The organism is Geobacillus thermoleovorans, from assembly GCF_001610955.1.
Classification (GTDB): domain Bacteria; phylum Bacillota; class Bacilli; order Bacillales; family Anoxybacillaceae; genus Geobacillus; species Geobacillus thermoleovorans.
The window spans coordinates 3,114,158-3,134,177 of record NZ_CP014335.1 but is presented as its reverse complement, the minus strand read 5'-3'; the positions used below and the strand labels follow the sequence as shown (position 1 = coordinate 3,134,177).

General features: G+C 54.8%; 16 protein-coding genes. 14 read left to right on the top strand and 2 right to left on the bottom strand.

Annotated features, from left to right (window positions below):
- Positions 1-15: 15 nt before the first annotated feature.
- A complete protein-coding gene (gloA2, locus tag GT3570_RS15790; RefSeq protein ID WP_014196877.1) occupies positions 16-411 on the bottom strand; it encodes an SMU1112c/YaeR family gloxylase I-like metalloprotein in 396 nt (131 codons plus the stop codon).
- Between the two features lie 654 nt (positions 412-1,065).
- Between gloA2 and GT3570_RS15785 the strand changes: the two genes are divergently transcribed.
- The 5 genes from GT3570_RS15785 to GT3570_RS15765 all read left to right on the top strand — a co-directional run bounded on the left by GT3570_RS15785 (position 1,066) and on the right by GT3570_RS15765 (position 7,792).
- The gene (locus GT3570_RS15785; RefSeq protein WP_062898998.1) at positions 1,066-2,361 is read left to right on the top strand and encodes a dihydrolipoamide acetyltransferase family protein; all 1,296 of its coding nucleotides are present in this window, start codon (positions 1,066-1,068) and stop codon (positions 2,359-2,361) included.
- An 86-nt stretch (positions 2,362-2,447) separates the two neighbouring features.
- Positions 2,448-3,527, top strand: coding sequence for a pyruvate dehydrogenase (acetyl-transferring) E1 component subunit alpha (pdhA, locus tag GT3570_RS15780; protein WP_062898997.1), 1,080 nt, complete (start codon positions 2,448-2,450; stop codon positions 3,525-3,527).
- On the top strand, positions 3,528-4,505 hold the full coding sequence (locus tag GT3570_RS15775; protein ID WP_062898996.1) for an alpha-ketoacid dehydrogenase subunit beta: 978 nt from the start codon (positions 3,528-3,530) through the stop codon (positions 4,503-4,505).
- A gap of 109 nt (positions 4,506-4,614) precedes the next feature.
- Positions 4,615-5,982: an FAD-binding oxidoreductase gene (locus GT3570_RS15770; protein ID WP_062898995.1), complete on the top strand. Its 1,368-nt coding sequence runs from the start codon at positions 4,615-4,617 to the stop codon at positions 5,980-5,982.
- Positions 5,983-6,355: 373 nt separating this feature from the next.
- On the top strand, positions 6,356-7,792 hold the full coding sequence (locus GT3570_RS15765; RefSeq protein ID WP_014196870.1) for a glycoside hydrolase family 1 protein: 1,437 nt from the start codon (positions 6,356-6,358) through the stop codon (positions 7,790-7,792).
- Between the two features lie 5 nt (positions 7,793-7,797).
- Here GT3570_RS15765 and GT3570_RS15760 read toward each other — a convergent pair whose 3' ends face one another.
- Entirely contained in the window at positions 7,798-8,553 is a 756-nt protein-coding gene (locus GT3570_RS15760; protein WP_011232683.1) for a MurR/RpiR family transcriptional regulator, read from the bottom strand.
- A gap of 124 nt (positions 8,554-8,677) precedes the next feature.
- On the opposite strand from GT3570_RS15760, the gene GT3570_RS15755 reads away from it, so the two are divergent.
- The 9 genes from GT3570_RS15755 to GT3570_RS15710 all read left to right on the top strand — a co-directional run bounded on the left by GT3570_RS15755 (position 8,678) and on the right by GT3570_RS15710 (position 20,008).
- The gene (locus tag GT3570_RS15755) at positions 8,678-10,021 is read left to right on the top strand and encodes a 6-phospho-beta-glucosidase (RefSeq protein WP_011232682.1); all 1,344 of its coding nucleotides are present in this window, start codon (positions 8,678-8,680) and stop codon (positions 10,019-10,021) included.
- A gap of 213 nt (positions 10,022-10,234) precedes the next feature.
- Positions 10,235-11,113 carry an Rpn family recombination-promoting nuclease/putative transposase gene (locus GT3570_RS15750; RefSeq protein ID WP_023634299.1) on the top strand — a complete coding sequence of 293 codons (879 nt, stop codon included), beginning with the start codon at positions 10,235-10,237 and terminating at the stop codon, positions 11,111-11,113.
- A gap of 219 nt (positions 11,114-11,332) precedes the next feature.
- Positions 11,333-12,346, top strand: a complete 1,014-nt coding sequence (locus GT3570_RS15745; RefSeq protein ID WP_042379337.1) for a sugar-binding protein — start codon at positions 11,333-11,335, stop codon at positions 12,344-12,346.
- Between the two features lie 161 nt (positions 12,347-12,507).
- Positions 12,508-13,977 carry a sensor histidine kinase gene (locus GT3570_RS15740; protein WP_011232679.1) on the top strand — a complete coding sequence of 490 codons (1,470 nt, stop codon included), beginning with the start codon at positions 12,508-12,510 and terminating at the stop codon, positions 13,975-13,977.
- Positions 13,955-15,496, top strand: a complete 1,542-nt coding sequence (locus tag GT3570_RS15735) for a response regulator transcription factor (RefSeq protein WP_062898994.1) — start codon at positions 13,955-13,957, stop codon at positions 15,494-15,496. The genes GT3570_RS15740 and GT3570_RS15735 overlap by 23 nt, the downstream gene beginning before the upstream one ends.
- 324 nt (positions 15,497-15,820) lie before the next feature.
- Complete coding sequence (locus tag GT3570_RS15725) at positions 15,821-17,119, top strand: ABC transporter substrate-binding protein (protein WP_014196864.1); 1,299 nt, start codon at positions 15,821-15,823, stop codon at positions 17,117-17,119.
- A 61-nt stretch (positions 17,120-17,180) separates the two neighbouring features.
- Positions 17,181-18,152, top strand: coding sequence for a carbohydrate ABC transporter permease (locus GT3570_RS15720; RefSeq protein ID WP_011232676.1), 972 nt, complete (start codon positions 17,181-17,183; stop codon positions 18,150-18,152).
- Positions 18,152-18,973: a carbohydrate ABC transporter permease gene (locus tag GT3570_RS15715; RefSeq protein WP_011232675.1), complete on the top strand. Its 822-nt coding sequence runs from the start codon at positions 18,152-18,154 to the stop codon at positions 18,971-18,973. The genes GT3570_RS15720 and GT3570_RS15715 overlap by 1 nt, the downstream gene beginning before the upstream one ends.
- Positions 18,974-19,135: 162 nt before the next feature.
- Positions 19,136-20,008, top strand: a complete 873-nt coding sequence (locus GT3570_RS15710) for an ROK family protein (protein WP_062898993.1) — start codon at positions 19,136-19,138, stop codon at positions 20,006-20,008.
- The last annotated feature ends 12 nt before the right edge of the window (positions 20,009-20,020 follow it).

Here is a 20,020-nt window from a genome sequence, read left to right as displayed (position 1 = left end):
TTTTCTCTCTAGTTTTCATACAGCTCGATTTTCATACAGCTCGATCGGCAGCCCGTCCGGATCATGGAAGAAGGTGAACCGTTTTCCGGTCGCTTCATCAACGCGGACGGGTTCGGCATCGATGCCATGTTGGCGCAAGTAGGCAATGGCTTCATCGAGGTTGTCCACCGCCAAAGCAAGATGGCGCAGTCCGCACGCTTCTGGGCAACTTGGGCGCTTTGGCGGGTGTTCGAAGGAGAATAACTCAATCTGAATGCCGCCGTCCGCTTCTAAATCGAGTTTGTACGAGCGGCGCTCGGCGCGGTATTGCTCACGGATGGGGCGAAAACCGAGAATTTCAGTGTAAAATCGTTTCGACCGCTCATAGTCCGAGCAAATAATGGCGATATGGTGAATCGTGGCAAGACGCATGTCGACTCCTCCTATATAAGACGGGTGATGTATTGCAAAATACCGTTGAACTTATCCGTTTTTCAATTAGAGAAACCTTGTAGAACCAACTTTTTTTAAAAAATGCCGCTGATTTGCGCGTGACAGCCATTTTTCATTGGCCTTCTAGAAGGCTGGTGATTTAGTGAAAAGTCGCGGAAAACGGAATCTCTTCTCAAATTGAGAAATCCTGTAAAATCAACGCTTCTCTTTCAGCCGAAAGCAACGGGTTCGGCGAAATCGGTCGTTTTTCACCAGCCCTCTAGGATGTCGTTAAAAAGTGGCCTCCCACCGATGAAACCTGCATCGTTTTTACCAGCTTTCGATGCTTGGGGCGAATCGAACCGACAGTTATTATTTTGCGATAATGGAAACGCCTGTCGATGATTGTCGAAGCAGGCGAAAAATGTCCGCTCTCCTTATATTGACAGCCTGACAATCTATATACTATCATAAATCTTGTAGGTTAGAAAATTTGAAATATTCATTTGATATTTTGGCAGAAAAAGCGAATGTTCACCACGTTTTTTGTAAGCGCTTAACCGTTGTACTGCCTCATGATCGCCACACCATCGATGCTGCACCATTGTTTTTGTTTCCAATCACAACATGAGAACAAGGGGAAGGGGATATCACATGATCTATGAATTTAAATTGCCCGACATCGGTGAAGGGCTGCATGAAGCGGAAATCATTCGCTGGCTTGTCCGGGAAGGGGATGTGGTCAAGGCGGATCAGCCGATTGCCGAAATTCAAACCGATAAGGCGATGGTCGAAATGACGACGCCGGTCGCTGGCAAAGTCGTGGCGCTTGCCGGACCGGAAGGGGCGACGGTGAAGGTTGGAGAGCCGTTGATTGTCGTGGAAACCGAGGCGTCGGTCGCGGGGGAAGCCGCGCCCATCGAAGATTCGGTTCGGGAGCCCGTGCCTGTTCTGCATGGAGAAACGCCTCGTCCTGCGCGCAAACGGGCGATTGCCGCGCCGTCTGTGCGCAAGCGGGCGCGGGAGATGGGTGTTCCGATCGATGAAGTGGAAGGAACGGGCGAAGGCGGCCGGGTGACGCTCGCCGACTTGGAGCGATATGTCCGCGAGCGGGAAGCAGCCGTGGCGGTGGCAGAGCTACGTGAAAGGAGCGGGGCCGCGGTTTTGCCAGTTGGGGGCACGGCGATAGAGCAAAAGGCGGACAAAGCCGCATGGACGTCCATCGCCAGCACGGAGCTTGTGGTTCCAGAAGAAGAGCGCATCCCGCTTCGCGGCTTGCGCAAAAAAATCGCCGAAAAAATGGTGAAATCGGCGTACACGGCGCCGCATGTGACCGGGATGGACGAGGTGGACGTGACGAAGCTCGTCGAGATCCGCAAAAACCTGGCCAGCGAGCTGGCCAAGGAGCAGATCAAGCTGACGTATTTGCCGTTTATTATTAAAGCGGTGACAAGGGCGCTGAAGCAATATCCGATGTTTAACGCTTCGCTCGATGAAGAGACGAATGAAATCGTCTTGAAAAAGCGCTATCACATCGGCATCGCGACGGCGACGAAAGCGGGGCTTGTCGTCCCTGTCATCCGCGACGCCGATCAAAAATCGATCCGCGAGCTCGCCGTTGAGATCGCCGAGCTGTCGGAAAAAGCGCACCGCCAGGCGCTTCGCCTTGACGAGCTGCAAGGAAGCACGTTTACGATCACGAGCACCGGCGCGGGCGGAGGGTGGTTTGCGACGCCGATCATCAACTATCCGGAAGTGGCGATTTTCGGAGCGCATGCGATCAAACGGCGCCCGGTTGTCGTCGGCGACGAAATTGTCATCCGCGATATGATGGGAATGTCGCTCACCTTTGACCACCGCGTCATTGACGGCGAGCCGGCCGGGCGGTTTATGCGGACGGTGGCCTACTATTTGGAACATCCGGAAGTGCTGCTTTTGGATGCGCGGTGAAGGGCGGGCCTTTGCCCCATGTTGGAAAAGGGCGAGATGGGAAAAGGAACGAGCCGCCTATGAAAATACAAATGGGAGGGAAGCCCATGTTTGATCCGGACCAATTGTCGGTCGAGGTCGTGCAAATTTTGGACGAAAACGGAAACGGCGACGAGAGGCAGCTGGCGGCGTTTTCCGATGAATGGCTGCTTCGCGCCTATCGGGAAATGCGGCGGGCGCGCGTCATTGATGAGCGGCTGTTGCGCATGCAGCGGCAGGGGCGGATCGGGACCTACGCCCCGTTCAGCGGCCAAGAGGCGGCGCAAATCGGCAGCGCCCTTGCGCTTCATAAAGACGATTGGATTTTCCCGAGCTACCGCGAAGTGGCGGTATGCTTGATGCATGGCATGCCGCTTGAGCAGTTTTTCCATTACGTGCAGGGCCGCTTGTCAGGGAAACGGATGCCGGAGGGAGTGAACATTTTCCCGACGCAAATCATCATCGCTGCTCAGACGCTTCATGCGGTCGGCTGCGCGTGGGCGTCGAAATTGAAGGGCGAACCGCACGTATCGGTGGCGTATTTCGGCGACGGGGCGACGTCAGAGGGCGATTTTCATGAAGCGATGAATTTTGCCGCGGTGTACAACGTGCCGGTCATCTTTTTCTGCCAAAACAACCAATACGCCATCAGCGTCCCGTACCGGAAGCAGACGGCCAGCCGGACGATCGCGCAAAAGGCGCTTGCGTACGGGATGAAAGGGGTGCTCGTTGACGGCAATGACGTGCTGGCGGTGTACGAAACGATGAAGCAGGCCGTCGAAGCCGCTCGCCGCGGCGAGGGGCCGATGTTGATCGAGGCGCTCACCTATCGGCTCGGGCCGCACACGACGGCGGATGACCCGACGAAATACCGCCGGCCGGAAGAAGTCGAGACATGGCGGGCGAAAGATCCGCTCCGCCGTCTGCGCCTGCTTTTGGAACGGCGCGGATTATGGACGGAAGCGCAAGAAGAAGCACTTGTCGCCCAAGTGAATGATGAAGTGACCGCGGCGTACGAGGCGGCCATCGCCAGCAAGTCCGGTTCGATTGTCGATGCATTCGATTGTGTGTACAGCGAGGCGCCCAAATTGCTGGCCGAGCAAAAAGACGAAGTGATGCGGCGCAAACAACGGAGCGGGGTGAGATAAATGGCGGAATTGACGATGATTGAAGCGATCAATGAAGCGATGCGCCAAGAGATGGAGCGCGATCCGCGCATCATCGTGCTGGGCGAAGATGTCGGCGAAAACGGCGGCGTCTTCCGGGCGACGGACGGGCTGCTTGCGCAGTTTGGCGAGGGGCGCGTGTTTGATACGCCGCTTGCGGAATCGGGCATTATCGGCACGTCTATTGGACTGGCGATCAACGGCATGCGCCCGATTGCCGAAATTCAGTTTCTCGGGTTTGTGTACCAGGCGATGGACCAGCTGGCGGCCCAGGCGGCGCGCATCCGCTTCCGCTCGGCCGGACGGTTTTCGTGCCCGATCGTCGTGCGCAGCCCGTACGGCGGCGGGGTGCGGACGCCGGAATTGCACTCCGATGCGTTGGAGGCGCTGTTTACCCATTCGCCGGGCTTAAAAGTCGTCATGCCGTCCAATCCTTACGATGCGAAAGGGCTATTGATTTCCGCCATTCGCGATGAAGACCCGGTTTTGTTTTTGGAGCCGATGAAGCTGTACCGGGCGTTTCGCATGGAAGTGCCCGAAGAGCCGTACACGATTCCGCTCGGCCAAGCACGGGTTGTGAAAGAAGGAGACGATGTGACGATCATTGCTTGGGGGGCGACCGTGCCGCTTGCCGCCAAAGTCGCCGCCGAGATGCAAGCGAAAGGAGTCAATGCGGAGGTCATCGACCTTCGCTGCCTTCAGCCGCTCGATATCGATGCCATCCTCGCCTCGGTCGAAAAAACGGGGCGGGTGATGATCGTCCATGAAGCGGTGAAAACAGGCGGGTTTGGCGCGGAAGTGGCGGCGTTGATCAGCGAGCGGGCGCTATTCGCCCTCTCGGCCCCCATCGTGCGCATCGCCGGCTACGACACGCCGTATCCGGTGCCGTCGGTGGAAGATGATTGGCTGCCGAATGCCGAACGCATCGTGGAAGGGATCGAAACGCTGCTGCGATACTAAACGAACCATGCCATCCGGGTCGATCGATCCACCATCAGAGTGCGTCAAGAGAAAAGGTGGCGCATCGATGGATGGCACCGCTTGATCCGATCGGGTGAGGAGGAGAACGATGAACGTATACGAATCACTGCTGGAATTGATCGGCGACCGCGAGCGGGTGAGCATCAATGAAACGGTGCTCGAACACCACAGCAAAGGCATCGCCTACCATGCGCCGCATGCGCCAGATGTCGTCGTGTTTCCGAAAACGGCGGAGGAAGTGAGCCGGGTGATGGCGTTTGCCAACGAGCATCGCATTCCGGTCACACCGTTTGGCGCCGGCACGAGCTTGGAAGGGCACGTCATTCCGGTCCAAGGCGGGATTAGCCTCGATTTGACGTTGATGAACCACATCATTGACATTCGTCCCGATGATTTTTTGGCGATCGTCGAGCCCGGGGTGACGCGGCTGCAGCTGAATGAGGCGCTGAAGCGATACGGGTTGTTTTTCCCGGTCGATCCGGGGGCGGACGCGACGATCGGCGGCATGGCGGCGACGAACGCGAGCGGCACGAACTGCGTGAAATACGGCGTCATGCGCGATCAAGTGCTCGGATTAGAGGTGGTGCTCGCTGACGGTTCGGTCATGCAAACGGGCAGCTTGGCGGTGAAATCGTCGGCCGGCTATGACTTGACCGGCTTGTTCGTTGGATCGGAAGGGACGCTTGGCGTGTTCACCCGTCTTATTGTCCGCCTGCATGGCATTCCGGAGGCGACAACGGCCATCAAAGTGTGCTTTCCGTCGCTTGAGGCGGCAGCGCAAGCGGCGTTTGCCGTGCTGAAAGCGGGCGTCGGTCCGGGGAAAATCGAGCTCGTTGACGAGGCGACGATCGCGGCGGTCAATGCGTACAAAAAAACCGATTATCCAGTGAAACCGACGCTGTTTATTGAACTGAGCGGCAGCCCGTCAAGCGTCGAGGACGGAACAAAGCTTGTCAACGAATTGTGCGAAGGGGAGGGCGCCGTTTCGTTTGTGGTCGAGACCGACTCGCTCGCCCGCGCGAAGCTTTGGGAAGCGCGCCACCATGCGGCGTTCGCCATTCAAGCCGCCTATCCAGGCAAGGCGATGCTCTCAACTGATGTGTGCGTGCCGCTGTCCGAGCTGCCGGGGGCGATCGCCGATACGCGCCGGCTTGTCAACGAGCAGAACATGACCGCCGCGATTTTCGGCCATGTCGGCGACGGCAATTACCATACGGTGCTTGCCTTTGACCCGAACGATGCGGATGAGATGGCGCGGATCGAACGCGTGCACGCCCATATCGTCCGCTATGCCTTATCGCGCGGCGGCACGTGCACGGGAGAGCACGGCATCGGCATTGGCAAACGGGCGTTTTTGCGTGAAGAAAAAGGAGACGCCGTGCTTTGGATGAAACGGTTGAAACAGCTGTTTGACCCGAACGGCATTCTCAATCCGGGAAAAATCTTTTTGCCGTAACGCTTCATCTGTATGGCGGCTCGATGGATTAGGTTGAATATTTCTCCCAAACATAAATGGGCTGAAGACGGGCCTTTATGGGGAAAAGGGTGCTCTCAATGGAACGGAGCACCTTTTTCTTCTTGTGTTTCTCTACAAGGATGGAGAGTGCCGTTGCTCGCATTTCATGAAACGTCCTCACGGTTGCTTTTTGCATACTGCGCGCTTGCTTTTCTTATCCTTTTTGTAACAGTTTGTTACTCCGAAGAAACAATTGTTTTTCACGTTCGTCTCGTTACAAAAAGCCGCCGCGCCCTTTACTTTTTTCGCCAAACACGGTTTATTGGTGATAGAATGATTCATCGACGTTGTTGCGAGAAAGGAGACGATCTGAATGGAGCATCGCCATCTGAAACCGTTTCCGCCCGGGTTTTTATGGGGTGCAGCATCAGCTGCGTATCAAGTCGAAGGGGCGTGGAACGAAGATGGAAAAGGATTATCGGTATGGGATGTGTTTGCCAAACAGCCGGGCCGAACGTTTAAGGGGACCAACGGCGACGTCGCTGTCGATCATTATCATCGCTATAAAGAAGATGTAGCATTGATGGCGGAAATGGGGTTGAAAGCGTATCGGTTTTCGGTGTCATGGAGCCGCGTGTTTCCGGATGGAAACGGGGCCGTCAATGAAAAAGGGCTCGATTTTTACGACCGCTTGATTGAGGAGCTGCGAACCCATGGGATCGAGCCGATTGTGACGTTATACCATTGGGACGTGCCGCAAGCCTTGATGGATGCCTATGGGGCATGGGAATCGCGGCGCATCATCGATGATTTTGACCGGTATGCTGTGACATTGTTTCAACGGTTTGGCGACCGGGTCAAATATTGGGTGACACTCAATGAACAAAACATTTTCATTTCTTTGGGCTACCGGCTTGGCTTGCATCCGCCGGGCGTAAAAGACATGAAACGTATGTATGAGGCAAACCATATCGCCAATTTGGCGAATGCGAAGGTGATTCAATCGTTCCGTCATTACGTGCCTGACGGAAAAATCGGGCCGAGCTTTGCCTACTCGCCAATGTATCCGTACGACAGCCGTCCGGAAAATGTGCTCGCTTTTGAAAACGCGGAAGAATTCCAAAACCATTGGTGGATGGATGTGTATGCGTGGGGAATGTACCCACAGGCGGCTTGGAACTATCTTGAATCGCAAGGGCTCGAGCCGACGGTGGCGCCGGGCGATTGGGAGCTGCTCCAAGAGGCGAAGCCGGACTTTATGGGAGTCAACTATTACCAAACGACGACCGTTGAGCATAATCCGCCAGATGGCGTCGGAGAAGGTGTGATGAATACGACGGGAAAAAAAGGAACATCCACTTCGAGCGGCATTCCAGGACTGTTTAAAACCGTGCGCAATCCGTATGTCGATACGACGAACTGGGATTGGGCGATTGACCCGGTTGGCTTGCGGATTGGCCTCCGCCGCATTGCCAATCGTTACCGGCTGCCGATTTTGATTACAGAAAACGGCTTAGGTGAGTTCGATACGCTGGAACCAGACGATATCGTGAATGATGATTATCGAATTGACTACTTGCGCCGCCATATTCAAGAAATTCAACGCGCCATCACGGATGGGGTTGATGTGCTCGGTTACTGTGTTTGGTCGTTCACCGATTTGCTCAGCTGGCTGAACGGCTACCAAAAGCGGTACGGATTTGTGTACGTCAACCGTGACGATGAATCGGAAAAAGATTTGCGCCGCATCAAAAAGAAAAGCTTTTATTGGTATCAGCGTGTGATTGCGACGAACGGTGCCGAGCTGTAGCTTTGTCACCGCCCGCTCGGCCCGCGGTCAGTCTGCGTCGGCAGCAACCGGTACATTTCCTTCGCGAGCCGCTCAAGCAAATAAACGACCGGCAGTTGTGTTGTCACATCCGTCTGTCCCATCCGCTCGGCGGTGGCATAATACGTCAAGTTGTAGTCCGAGATGTTCGCGAGTGTGCAATGTTTCCGGTTGGTGATGCTGATGATCGTGCTGCCGTTTTCCTTGAACCGGTGCACTTGGGCGAGCGTATATGACGTCTCTCCAGACACCGACAAGGCGATCACGGCGCAGTTGTGGAAATAATGGCCGTAAATCGGAAAAAACGGGTCCTTGATGTAGACGGAAAACTTTTGAAAGGCAGAAAAATAGCGCGATCCGTATTCAGCCAAAATGCCGGAGCTGCCGGAGCCGACAAAAATCACGTGATCCGCCCGGGCGATCGCGGCTGCCGCATCCAGAATGGTCCGCTCGTAATCGGCGGTCAGCGTCCGTTCGAAAAATTCCTTAAGCGCCTCTTGACTGCTGATGATCGCGGTTCGCTTTGTCTCGCGCAAATACAGCTTCCATTTCGTTTTAAATTCACTGAACCCTTCGCATCCGACCTTTTTGCAAAAGCGGAGCACGGTCGGCGGCGAGACATGGACGGCCTCGGCGAGCTCGCGAATGCGCATGTACGCGACTTCATGAGGATGTTTCATCACATAGTCGTAAATGGCGTAGTCGAGCTCGGAGAACTGGGCGATTTGTTCAGGAGTGAACATCGGGACACCTCGCTTTCATGGGACGGAACGTGCGATAGCTGGGAAAGGATGGCGCTTCCAAGCCCACTGGTTGATTCCTACATTGATTATACCATGCCCAACAGGGCGAAAGGGGAAGAGGAGTATGGATAAACGATTGAAAATGGCGACGATCGGCGGCGGGTCGAGCTACACGCCGGAATTGGTCGAAGGGTTGATCAAGCGTTATCATGAATTGCCGGTCGGGGAATTGTGGCTTGTCGATATTCCGGAAGGCAAAGAAAAACTCGAAATCGTTGGCGCACTGGCCAAACGGATGGTCGAAAAAGCCGGTGTGCCCATTGAGATTCATTTGACACTAGACCGCCGCCGGGCCTTGGAAGGAGCAGACTTTGTTACGACGCAATTTCGTGTCGGCGGCCTAGAGGCACGGGCGAAAGACGAGCGCATCCCGCTCAAATACGGGGTGATCGGCCAGGAGACAAACGGCCCGGGCGGATTGTTTAAGGGATTGCGGACGATTCCGGTCATTTTGGACATCATTCGCGATATGGAAGAGCTTTGCCCTGATGCATGGCTGATCAACTTCACGAACCCGGCTGGGATGGTGACAGAAGCCGTCTTGCGCTACACGAAGCAGGAGAAAGTCGTCGGGTTGTGCAACGTGCCGATCGGCATGCGCATGGGCGTCGCCAAGCTGCTTGGCGTTGATGCCGACCGCGTGCACATTGATTTTGCCGGCTTGAACCATATGGTGTTTGGCTTGCACGTCTATCTGGACGGCGTCGAGGTGACCGAAAAGGTGATTGATCTCGTCGCCCATCCAGACCGCTCCGGTGTGACGATGAAAAACATCGTTGACCTTGGCTGGGAGCCGGATTTCTTAAAAGGGTTGAAGGTGCTGCCTTGCCCGTACCACCGGTATTACTACCAAACAGACAAAATGCTCGCCGAGGAGCTGGAGGCGGCGAAAACGAAAGGGACGCGCGCCGAGGTTGTGCAGCAGCTCGAAAAAGAGCTGTTCGAGCTGTACAAAGACCCGAACTTGGCCATCAAGCCGCCGCAGCTCGAACAGCGTGGTGGGGCGTACTACAGCGACGCCGCGTGCAGCTTGATCAGCTCCATTTACAACGACAAGCGCGACATTCAGCCGGTCAACACGAGAAACAACGGCGCCATTGCGAGCATCCCTCCGGAATCGGCGGTGGAGGTAAACTGCGTCATCACGAAAGATGGACCGAAACCGATCGCCGTCGGCGATTTGCCGGTCGCGGTGCGTGGGCTCGTCCAGCAAATCAAGTCGTTCGAGCGCGTCGCTGCCGAGGCCGCGGTCACCGGCGACTACCAAACCGCGCTCGTCGCCATGACGATCAACCCGCTTGTCCCGTCTGACACCATCGCCAAACAAATGTTGGACGAAATGCTTGAAGCGCATAAAGAACATTTGCCGCAGTTTTTTAAACAGGCCAAAACAGTAGCTGGAAACTAAATCGTTTGGAAAAGCGATTGACAAAGCCGCCTGTCGCCGGGGCGGCTTTGTCATTTCATCGTGAAAAGCCGCGCAACACAAGGGCTTTCTTCCCATTCACATTCCCCTTATTTTAGACAAAATCAATGCTTTTCACCAGCCTTTTCGGCAGGATTTTGCCCAAGGCGCGGCGAAGAAAATAAAGAAAGTTCAAATATCACAAGGAGGGAGACCGTGTCCGAAACGCGAATCGATCACGACCGGTTGTTTAAGGAGTTGCTGTCGACGTTTTTTGAAGAGTTTTTGCTTCTGTTTTTTCCACACGTGTATGAACAAGTCGACTTCCGCCACGTCTCCTTTTTGTCCGAAGAGGTGTTTACGGATGTGGCGGCCGGCGAAAAGCACCGTGTGGATCTATTGGTGGAAACAAAATTGAAAGGGGGAGATGGGCTGATCATCGTCCATATCGAACACCAAAGTTACACGCAGCCGACGTTTCCCGAGCGCATGTTCATTTATGTCAGCCGTTTGTTTCAAAAATACCGCCGTCGCATTCTTCCCATTGCCATCTTCAGCTATGACGAACACCGCGATGAACCGTCCTCGTTCACCATCAAGTTTCCGTTCCTAACCGTTGTCGATTTCCGCTTTCTTACTGTTGAACTGCGCAAACAGCCATGGCGTGAGTACATTCGCCGCGACAACCCGGTCGCGGCCGCCTTGTTAAGCAAAATGGGGTATAATGAAAGTGAGAGAGTGGCAGTGAAAAGAGAATTTTTGCGCATGCTCGTCCGCTTGGAGCTTGACGAAGCGAAACAGCGGCTGTTGTTTGGATTTTTCGAGACGTATTTGACGCTGTCCGAACAAGAGGAAATCCAATTGCGAAACGAGGTGAACCAAATGGGAACGAAGGAAGCGAAAAAAGTGACGGATCTCATCGTGTCGTATGAGCAACGGGGGATGGAAAAGGGAATCGAAAAAGGAATCGAAAAAGGAATCGAAAAAGGCAAGATGGACATCGCGAAACGGATGCTAGGGAAAGGATATGATGTGCCAACGATTTGTGAATTGACTGGACTGTCGGTTGAGGCAGTGGAAAAGTTGAAAGGATAAACGAGTGGAGAGACCCCGTTCCGATGCAGCGAGCTTGTTTCGGAACGGGGTTTTTTTGCTCGCTCTGCACTTGATGATGGGCATGGCCATCGCCGTATGGCGAATGATGCCGGCCGGACTGACCCCTATTTGGATTTCATATAGATGCAATTCATCCATTTTCTTTTGTCTAGGCTAGCGCCCCGACGTTCGTGTACAATGGCGGTAGGAGGGATCAAGATGCGCGATTGGTGGAAACGGCTGTTTTACGGGGGCGGCATCGCCGCGCTGATTGGAAGCGCTTCCTTCACCGCCTATTGCGCTTGGAACGTGTATGCGTATCCGAAATCAGAAAAGGAACGGGTTCCGGAAACAACAAAAGAGGCCTATCATTTCGTGCTTGTGCCGGAGGAACTCGATAATGATTACTGGCGGCTCGTGGAAAAAGGAGCGAAAGCGGCGGCGAAAGAACTGGGGGTTGACCTCGAGTATATCGGCCCGCGGCAGGCGAATATTGATGAGCATTTGCGCATTTTGAAAAAAGCCGCGGCAGCGAAAGTCGATGGGATCATCACCCAAGGGTTGACGGAAGCGGAATTTGTCCCAGTGATTAACGAAATCACGGACAAAAATATTCCTGTGGTGACGATCGATACGGATGCTCCAACGAGCCGACGCGTCGCCTATGTGGGAACGGATAATTATTATGCCGGTTTTCTCGCGGGACGGGCGTTGGCTGAGGATACAAAGGGCAAGGCGACGGTCGCGATTATTACCGGCAGTTTGACGGCGGCGCACCAACAGCTGCGAGTGCGCGGATTTGAGGATGCAGTGAGACAGGAAAAAGGAATCCGCATCGTTGCCATCGAAGAGTCGCACATTACGCGTGTGCAAGCCGCGGAAAAGGCGTATACGATTTTGAAAAAGCACCCGGATGTGAATGCGTTTTACGGCACGAGCGCGCTTGATGCGATTGGCGTTGCCAAGGTGGTCGAGCAGTTTCATCGGGAGCAAAAGACGTATATTATTGGCTTTGACACGCTGCCGGAGACGATCCGCTATTTGCAAAAAGGAACGATTGCGGCGACGGTGGTGCAGGAGCCGTATGAAATGGGATACAAGGCTGTCAAAATGATGGCCGAGATCGTCGCCGGGAAAGACGTGCCGGCGGTGACGAATACGGAGACGAAAGTCATTCGGAAAAAAGACTTGCCGCTGCGCCCGGCGCGCAATTATGAGGTCAACACGCCATGAAGGGGCCTGCCAGGCCTCCGTAGGGAGGGGGCTGAAAGCGGAGAAGGGTTGGCGAGCGCTAAAGCATGAGAGATGGCCGCCTTGACGTTCGAACACGTTCGACTTGAAGCGGCAGGACGATGCAGGCAACAAAGCGCCGGTGACAGCGGGGTGGAATTCAGATGAACATTCGGACGAAGATGCTGCTTTGCTTTACCGTTTTTTTGCTTTTGCTGAACGGAGCGGTGTTTCTTTTGTATCAGACGAGCGAAGAGATGATGAGCGATTATGATCAACGGATGCGCCGATTGTTGTTGCTCAATGAGGTGTCGCAGCGGGCAAACCGAATGATGGAACAGCTCAATGCGTACGTCTCGGAAAAAGAAGGACGGTATGCACGCGCTTATGAGCGGGAGTTCCGATGGCTGCAGCAACGCCGCCGGCAGCTCGGCGCCATCTTGCCAGTGCTGTCCGACCGGCTGGCGGCGGAAAACTATGAACATATGATTGAAAGTTTGCTGGAGGAGGCGGCGCTGACGGTCTATCATTTTCAAGCTGGAAATATTGGCTTGTACTCATCCCACTTGCATGAAACGATGAACATTGCGTCCTTTTTGCAAGAGGAAACGTTAAACTTGATTGACGATGAGCTGACGGCCTACCAACGGCGGTACGATGAAGTGGAGCGGCGCAACCGCTATTTCCGCTATATGGGAATGGGATTGTTTGTCACGACGTTGTTGCTTGGCGCCTTGCTGGCGGTGTTCTTTTCCGGCCACTTAACGAAGCCGATCATTCTTCTCTCGCGCGCTGCCCGATCCATCGCTGACGGGCGGCTGGACGGGCCGGATATTGAGCCGATGACCAACGATGAGCTGCGGCTGTTGACGATCACGTTTAATGACATGCGCCGCAATTTAAAGCAGCTGATTGCGGAGATGAAACAAAAGGCTGAGCTCGACCGGCTGGTGAAGGAGCTGGAACTCAAAAGCTTGCAAAGCCAAATCAATCCGCATTTTTTATTCAATACGCTGAACACGGTTGCGAAGATGGCGTACTTGGAGGACGCCCAGCAAACGTCGCGGCTGATTGAAGCGGTGGCGGCCATTTTGCGCTACAACTTGGGTGATTTGCAGCGGACGGTGACGCTTGCCGATGAGGTGCGCATCGCCCGTGAATATTTCTTCATCCAGCAGACGCGGTTTTTTGATCGGATCAAGTTTTCGTTAGAGGCGGAACCATCTTGCCTCGATCAACCGATTCCGCCGCTCACGTTGCAGCCGCTGATTGAAAATGCGTTCATCCATGGCATTGAGACGTACGAGCAGGGAGCCGAGCTGTCCGTGTCCGTTTTCGCCGAAAACGGGCGGGTCGTTGTGGAAGTGCGCGACAATGGCGTTGGCATGGATGAGCAGGTGAAAGCGGAGCTTGAAGCGTTGATCCGCGGCGAAGAACCGCGGACGCGCCGTGAGCAAGGGCGCGGCCATTCAACCGGCATCGGCTTGCACAATGTCATTCGCCGACTGCAGCTGTTTTACGGAGTGATGGATGTGGCCGAAATCGAGTCTGCACTAGGAAAAGGAACGACGGTGCGGTTATGGCTGCCAAGATGGCAAGGGGGGATGAACGGTGAAAGTGGCGATCGTCGATGATGAGGCGTTGGAGCGAAGAGCGCTTTGCAAAATGATTAGCGACCACCTTCCGGATATCGAGGTGGTCGCCGAGGGCGCCAACGGGCGCGAGGCGGTCGAGATCGCCAAGCGTTATCGTCCGGATATCATGCTGATTGACATCAAAATGCCCGGCCTTGACGGGCTGCAAGCGATCGAAGCGATTCGCCAAGACGGCCTCGATCTGGAGTTCATTATTGTGTCGGCGTTTGATTTGTTCGACTATGCGAAACAAGCGATGCGGTTTGGCGTCAAGGAATATTTATTGAAACCGAGCCGGAAGGAGGAGGTCATTTCGGCTTTGGAACGGGTCAGCCAAGAAGTGGCGGCCAAGCGGCGACACGAGGAGAGCAGCCGCCAGCTCGAGGAGCAGATTCGCCGGTTGCAGACGCTTGTGGAAAGCGAATGGCTGTCCGTCCTCATGACAGAAGACGTATCGGCTGATGAGTGGGAGCGATGGAAGGAACTGCTGCCGTTTTCGATTGCGTCGGGGATGTTCCTCGTCATTCAGTTCCCGGATGCAGGGGTGGCTGACGAATGGAAATCATGGCTGGACAAGCAGCTTAGCGGGAAGGCGCCAACGCGCTATTGGATCGGGCGGATGGCGAACCGGCGCCTGCCGGTCTTGTTTTTCCGCAGCCCAAACGATGGCGAGCCAGCCTGGAAGCCCGTCATCCAGGCATTGGCGCTCGATTTGGCGCGGCAGTTTTCGGCCCGGTACGGCGCCGCGCTGTATATCGGGCTCGGCTCCCCGTTTTCCCGCCTTGACCAACTTCGTTCCTCGTACTATGAGGCGCTGTCGACCGCTCATTATTACGCCGACCGGCAAAAAGCACAAGTGGGGTTTCTGCCGGCGGAAGCGACGCGCGCCGGCGGGGAAGCGGAACGGGATAAACAGCTGTTTGAAGCGCTGCGCCTTGGCGACATCGAGCAAGCCCGGATGATTTGTCTGACGTATATAGAGGAACTGGCCTCTTCTCATTCACTGCCGGCCGCCGGCCGCAAAGCGGAAGAGACCTTTGTGTGGCTCGGGCGTCTTCTATCGGAGCTGGGCATTCGTTATGAGCGGCTCGCTTCCTTTGCTTCCTGCCGGTCGGCGGCAGAATTGAAGCGAGCGGCGCTTGATGAACTGGACCGCATCGCCGCTGATCTCGAGGTTTGGCGCCAGCAGCAAGCTCACGGCAAAATCGGCAAGGCGAAAGAGTACATTGACCGCCATTATGCCGAGCCGCTGACGCTTGAGGAGGTGGCGGAACAAGCGGGCATCAGTCCGTACTACTTCAGCAAACTGTTCAAAGAGCAGTTTGGCATCACCTTTATCGACTATGTGACGAACGTGCGCATCGAACGGGCGAAAGAAGCGCTGGCTGAGACGGATCAAAGCTTAAAAGAAATTTGTTTTTCAGTCGGCTACAACGACCCCAACTATTTCAGCCGCGTCTTTAAAAAGCAAACCGGCCTGTCGCCGAGCGAATACCGGAAAAAAGTACAGGCGCGCTGACAAGGGGAGTGCTGTCTCCAACAAGGAAGGTGCATGGCAAGTCAAAAGGTAAGTCCCGCGGACAAAGCAGGCTCCGCCCTTCTTCCGGCGTCCGAAGCGAAGCCCGCCCCACTGATGGGGAGACGGGCTTTTTTCGCGCCATGGAAGCGAACCGGCCGTTAGCTGTACCAGCGAGCCTTCCGTTTGCCCAACAGGAGAAAGGAAAACAAAAAAGTGAAGAAAAACGCAAAAAAGTGAAGAAATCAAGCCGCCGATTGATAAGCGGCCCATGGTACACTCAACATTGAAAGGGGTTTCAAAAACAAACGGAAAAGGGGGAGGAACATGAGAAAGAAAGCATCCGCATGGCTGGCGTTGGCGCTTGGCGTCGGTATGGCGCTGTCGGGCTGCAGCAGCTCGAACTCTTCTTCGTCCGATGACGCCAAACAAGGCAGCCAAAAAGCGGGAGAGAAGCTCGAGATTTTCAGCTGGTGGACCGGAGCCGGTGAGGAAGACGGCTTAAAAGCGCTCATCAAACTGTTCCAAGAAAAATATCCGGATATTGAAGTCGAAAACGCGGCGGTGGCCGGCGGGGCGGGAACGAACGCCAAGGCGGTGTTGGCGAGCCGCATGCAAGGAAACGATCCGCCATCGACGTTCCAAGTACACGGCGGAGCGGAGCTGAATGAAGGCTGGGTGGCCGCCGGCAAAATGGAGCCGCTCAACGATTTATATGAAAAAGAAGGCTGGATGGACAAATTCCCGAAAGCGTTGATTGACATGGTGAGCAAAGACGGCAACATTTACTCCGTGCCTGTCAACATTCACCGCGGCAACGTGCTTTGGTACAACAAAAAAGTATTTGCCGACAACGGGCTTCAGCCGCCGAAAACATTCGACGAGTTTTTCCAAGTGGCCGACAAGCTGAAAGCAAAGGGCATTACGCCGCTCGCCTTAGGCGACAAAGAGCCGTGGGCAGCGACGCACCTGTTTGAAAACGTGCTGCTTGGCACGCTCGGAACGGAAAACTACAAGAAACTTTGGACGGGAGAATTATCGTTTAACGACCCACAAGTGAAACAAGCCGTTGAGACGTTTAAGAAAATGCTTGGCTATATTAACGAAGACCATAGCTCGCGCAACTGGCAAGACGCCGCCCAGCTCGTCGCCGAAGGAAAGGCGGCCATGTACGTGATGGGCGACTGGGTGAAGGGCTATTTTGTCAACGATTTGAAATTGAAGGTGAACCAAGACTTCGGCTATGTGCCGGTGCCGAATACGGAAGGCAAGTTTATGGTCATTACCGATACGTTCGGCCTGCCGAAAGGCGTGAAAAACCCGGACGATGTGAAGAAGTTCTTATCGGTGCTTGGTTCGGTGGAAGGGCAAGATGCGTTTAACCCGCTGAAAGGCTCCATCCCGGCCCGCATCGACGCGGATCCGTCCAAGTACGATGAATACGGCAAACAAACGATGCAAGACTTCAAGACGGCGGAGCTGGCGCCGAGCTTAGCGCACGGTTCAGCAGCGCCGGAAGGGTTTGTCACGAAGGTCAATCAGGCCGTCAACATTTTCGTGACGCAAAAAGATGTGAAGACGTTCATCGACACGTTGGCATCGGCCGCCGCAGAACTGAAGAAGTAATCGGGAAAAGGGGACGGGAGCCATTCTCTTCCCCTTTTCGTCATCATGAGGAGGGATCTTAGTGGAAACGGTCAACATCACGCCAGCCGAGAAGACAGCGGCTGTCCCCGCGGTGCGGAAAAAGCGGAAATGGACGGCCGATCATTGGCTGGCAGCGGCGTTTTTGGCACCGTCGGTCGTACTGATTTTCTTATTTGTGTACGGGTTTATCGGCTGGACGGGGTATGTGTCCTTGAGCAACTGGAATTCGCTCGTGCCGGATTGGTCGTTTGCCGGGTTGAAAAACTATCTGTATTTGTTTCATGATTTCCGCTTCCAGGCCGACTTGCGCAATACACTTGTGTTTACGGTGTTGTTTATCGCCGCCGTCATTGTGCTCGGCCAACTGCTTGCCATTTTGCTTGACCAAAAACTGCGCGGCGAGTCGCTGTTCCGCAACATTTTCTTCTTCCCGATGGCCTTGTCATTTGTCGTCACCGGAGTCGTGTGGCAATGGCTGTTCAACCCGTCAACGGGCGTCAACTTGTTTTTAAAACCGCTTGGCTTGGATGGAAAATGGTATACGGATACGAACATTCTGTTCGGATTTCATTGGGGCAAGATTGAGTTTGGCATCCCGGTCGCCATCATTGCGGTGGTCGTGGCGGCTGTTTGGCAAATGACTGGCTTTGCCGTCGCGATGTATCTCGCCGGCCTGCGCGCCATTCCAGATGAAGTGCGGGAAGCGGCGCGGATGGACGGAGCGACCGAGTTTCAATTGTATTGGAAAATCATTTTGCCGCTGCTGCGGCCGATCACTGTCAGCGTCATCATCATCATGGCTCATATTTCGCTCAAAATTTTCGATTTGATTTACGCCATGACCGGGCCGGGGGCGAACTTTGTCACCGATGTGCCGGGCGTGTACATGTTTGAAACGACGTTCCGCGGCAACTATTACGCCAACGGCGCGGCGATTGCGATCGTGATGCTGCTGTCGGTCGCCATCTTTATCGTTCCATATCTCATCTCAAGCCGCAAGGGGGGATCGTGATGGCGAGATCCATGTGGGCGCGGCCGTTTTTGTATTTGTTGGCCCTCGTCATGAGCGTGTTTTTCCTGTTGCCGGTGTATGTCATGGTCACAACGAGCTTGAAGCCGCTCGATGAAGTGACATTGGCCGATATGTGGAAGCTGCCGTCAACGATCGATTGGAGCAGCTACGCGACGGCATTTGACAAGCTCGCCCCAAACTTTTGGAATTCGATTTTGCTCGTCGTGCCGGCGACGCTGCTCTCCGCGCTGCTGGGGTCGCTCAACGGCTATGTACTGTCGAAATGGAAGTTTAAAGGAGCGGATACGCTCTTTACGCTCATTTTGTTCGGGATGTTCATTCCGTATCAAAGCATTCTCATTCCGCTCATCCAATTTTTGCGCGAAATCGGGCTGTACAACACGATTCCGGGGCTTGTGTTCGTCCATGTCGTCTACGGCATTCCGATCACCACACTGATGTTTCGGAATTTCTACGCGGCGATCCCCGATGAAATGATTGAGTCGGCGAAAATCGACGGCGCTGGGTTTGTCCGTATTTTTCGTTATATTATGCTCCCCTTGTCCATCACTGGATTTGTCGTCGTGGCGATCTGGCAGTTTACAAACATTTGGAACGAGTTTTTGTTCGCCGTGACGATCACGACATCGGACAAACAGCCGATCATGGTCGCCTTGCAAAACTTATCCGGCAGTCAAATCGTCCAATGGAACGTGCAAATGGCGGGAGCCCTGTTGGCGGCGCTGCCGACCTTGCTTGTGTACATCTTCCTTGGCAAATATTTTGTCCGTGGGTTGTTGGCTGGTTCGGTGAAGGGGTGAGCCAATCAGCAGTGTAGATCAACAAACCCGGTAGACAATAGAATCGATTGCGCTATGTTTCAAAAAGCCGCTGATCAGCGGCTTTTTGTCATTGATGCCCTCTCCCTTTTTCTAGTAAGATAGATACAAGAAAAGAGCAGATGAAGAAAGAGAGGCGTACATATGATCCTAGGAGCCATTGAAGCTGGAGGCACGAAATTTGTCTGCGCCATCGGCGATGAACAGGGGAACATCCATGAACGAGCGGTGTTTCCGACGACGGCGCCGGAAGAGACGATGGCGCACGTCATCGACTTTTTCCGTCCGCACCGCATCGAGGCGATTGGCATCGGGTCGTTCGGCCCAGTCGATTTGCGTCCGGACAGTCCGACGTACGGGTACATTACGAGCACGCCGAAACAGGCGTGGGCGCAGTTTGATTTTGTCGGCACGATGAAGCAGCATTTTCCCGTGCCGATCGGCTTTGACACGGATGTCAACGCGGCGGCGCTCGGCGAGCTGCGCTGGGGGGCGGCGCAAGGATTGGATAGCTGCCTATATATGACGGTCGGGACAGGCATTGGTGTCGGCGCCGTCGTGGAAGGGCGTCTGCTTCACGGGATGCTTCATCCAGAAATGGGACATATGTTCGTCCGCCGCCATCCGGATGATGCGTTTGCCGGCATCTGCCCGTATCATGGCGACTGTTTGGAAGGCATGGCGTCCGGCCCGGCGATTGAGCGGCGTTGGGGGAAAAAGGGGGCGGAGCTGGCCAACCGGAGCGAGGTGTGGGAGCTTGAGGCGTTTTACTTAGCCCAAGCGATCGCCAACTACATCCTCATTTTATCGCCGAAAAAGGTGATCACGGGCGGGGGCGTCATGAAGCAGACGCACGTGTTGCCGCTTGTGCGCCGTCATGTGCAGGAGTTGCTCAATGGGTATGTTCAGCACGAAACGATTCTCGAGAAGATCGACGAGTACATCGTCCTCCCAGGGCTTGGCGACAACGCCGGTGTTGCGGGTGCCTTGGCGCTCGCAGCGGCGGCAAATGAATAGCAAGAACGGCCG

Excerpts from the sequence above, each read along its gene's own strand:
- GT3570_RS15755 (WP_011232682.1), top strand. The coding sequence starts at position 8,678 with ATGGATAAACGATTGAAAATGGCGACGATCGGCGGCGGGTCGAGCTAC.
- GT3570_RS15715 (WP_011232675.1), top strand. The coding sequence starts at position 18,152 with ATGGCGAGATCCATGTGGGCGCGGCCGTTTTTGTATTTGTTGGCCCTC.
- GT3570_RS15775 (WP_062898996.1), top strand. The coding sequence starts at position 3,528 with ATGGCGGAATTGACGATGATTGAAGCGATCAATGAAGCGATGCGCCAA.
- GT3570_RS15740 (WP_011232679.1), top strand. The coding sequence starts at position 12,508 with ATGAACATTCGGACGAAGATGCTGCTTTGCTTTACCGTTTTTTTGCTT.
- pdhA (WP_062898997.1), top strand. The coding sequence starts at position 2,448 with ATGTTTGATCCGGACCAATTGTCGGTCGAGGTCGTGCAAATTTTGGAC.
- GT3570_RS15760 (WP_011232683.1), bottom strand. The coding sequence starts at position 8,553 with ATGTTCACTCCTGAACAAATCGCCCAGTTCTCCGAGCTCGACTACGCC.
- GT3570_RS15770 (WP_062898995.1), top strand. The coding sequence starts at position 4,615 with ATGAACGTATACGAATCACTGCTGGAATTGATCGGCGACCGCGAGCGG.
- GT3570_RS15710 (WP_062898993.1), top strand. The coding sequence starts at position 19,136 with ATGATCCTAGGAGCCATTGAAGCTGGAGGCACGAAATTTGTCTGCGCC.
- gloA2 (WP_014196877.1), bottom strand. The coding sequence starts at position 411 with ATGCGTCTTGCCACGATTCACCATATCGCCATTATTTGCTCGGACTAT.
- GT3570_RS15785 (WP_062898998.1), top strand. The coding sequence starts at position 1,066 with ATGATCTATGAATTTAAATTGCCCGACATCGGTGAAGGGCTGCATGAA.
- GT3570_RS15725 (WP_014196864.1), top strand. The coding sequence starts at position 15,821 with ATGAGAAAGAAAGCATCCGCATGGCTGGCGTTGGCGCTTGGCGTCGGT.
- GT3570_RS15745 (WP_042379337.1), top strand. The coding sequence starts at position 11,333 with ATGCGCGATTGGTGGAAACGGCTGTTTTACGGGGGCGGCATCGCCGCG.
- GT3570_RS15765 (WP_014196870.1), top strand. The coding sequence starts at position 6,356 with ATGGAGCATCGCCATCTGAAACCGTTTCCGCCCGGGTTTTTATGGGGT.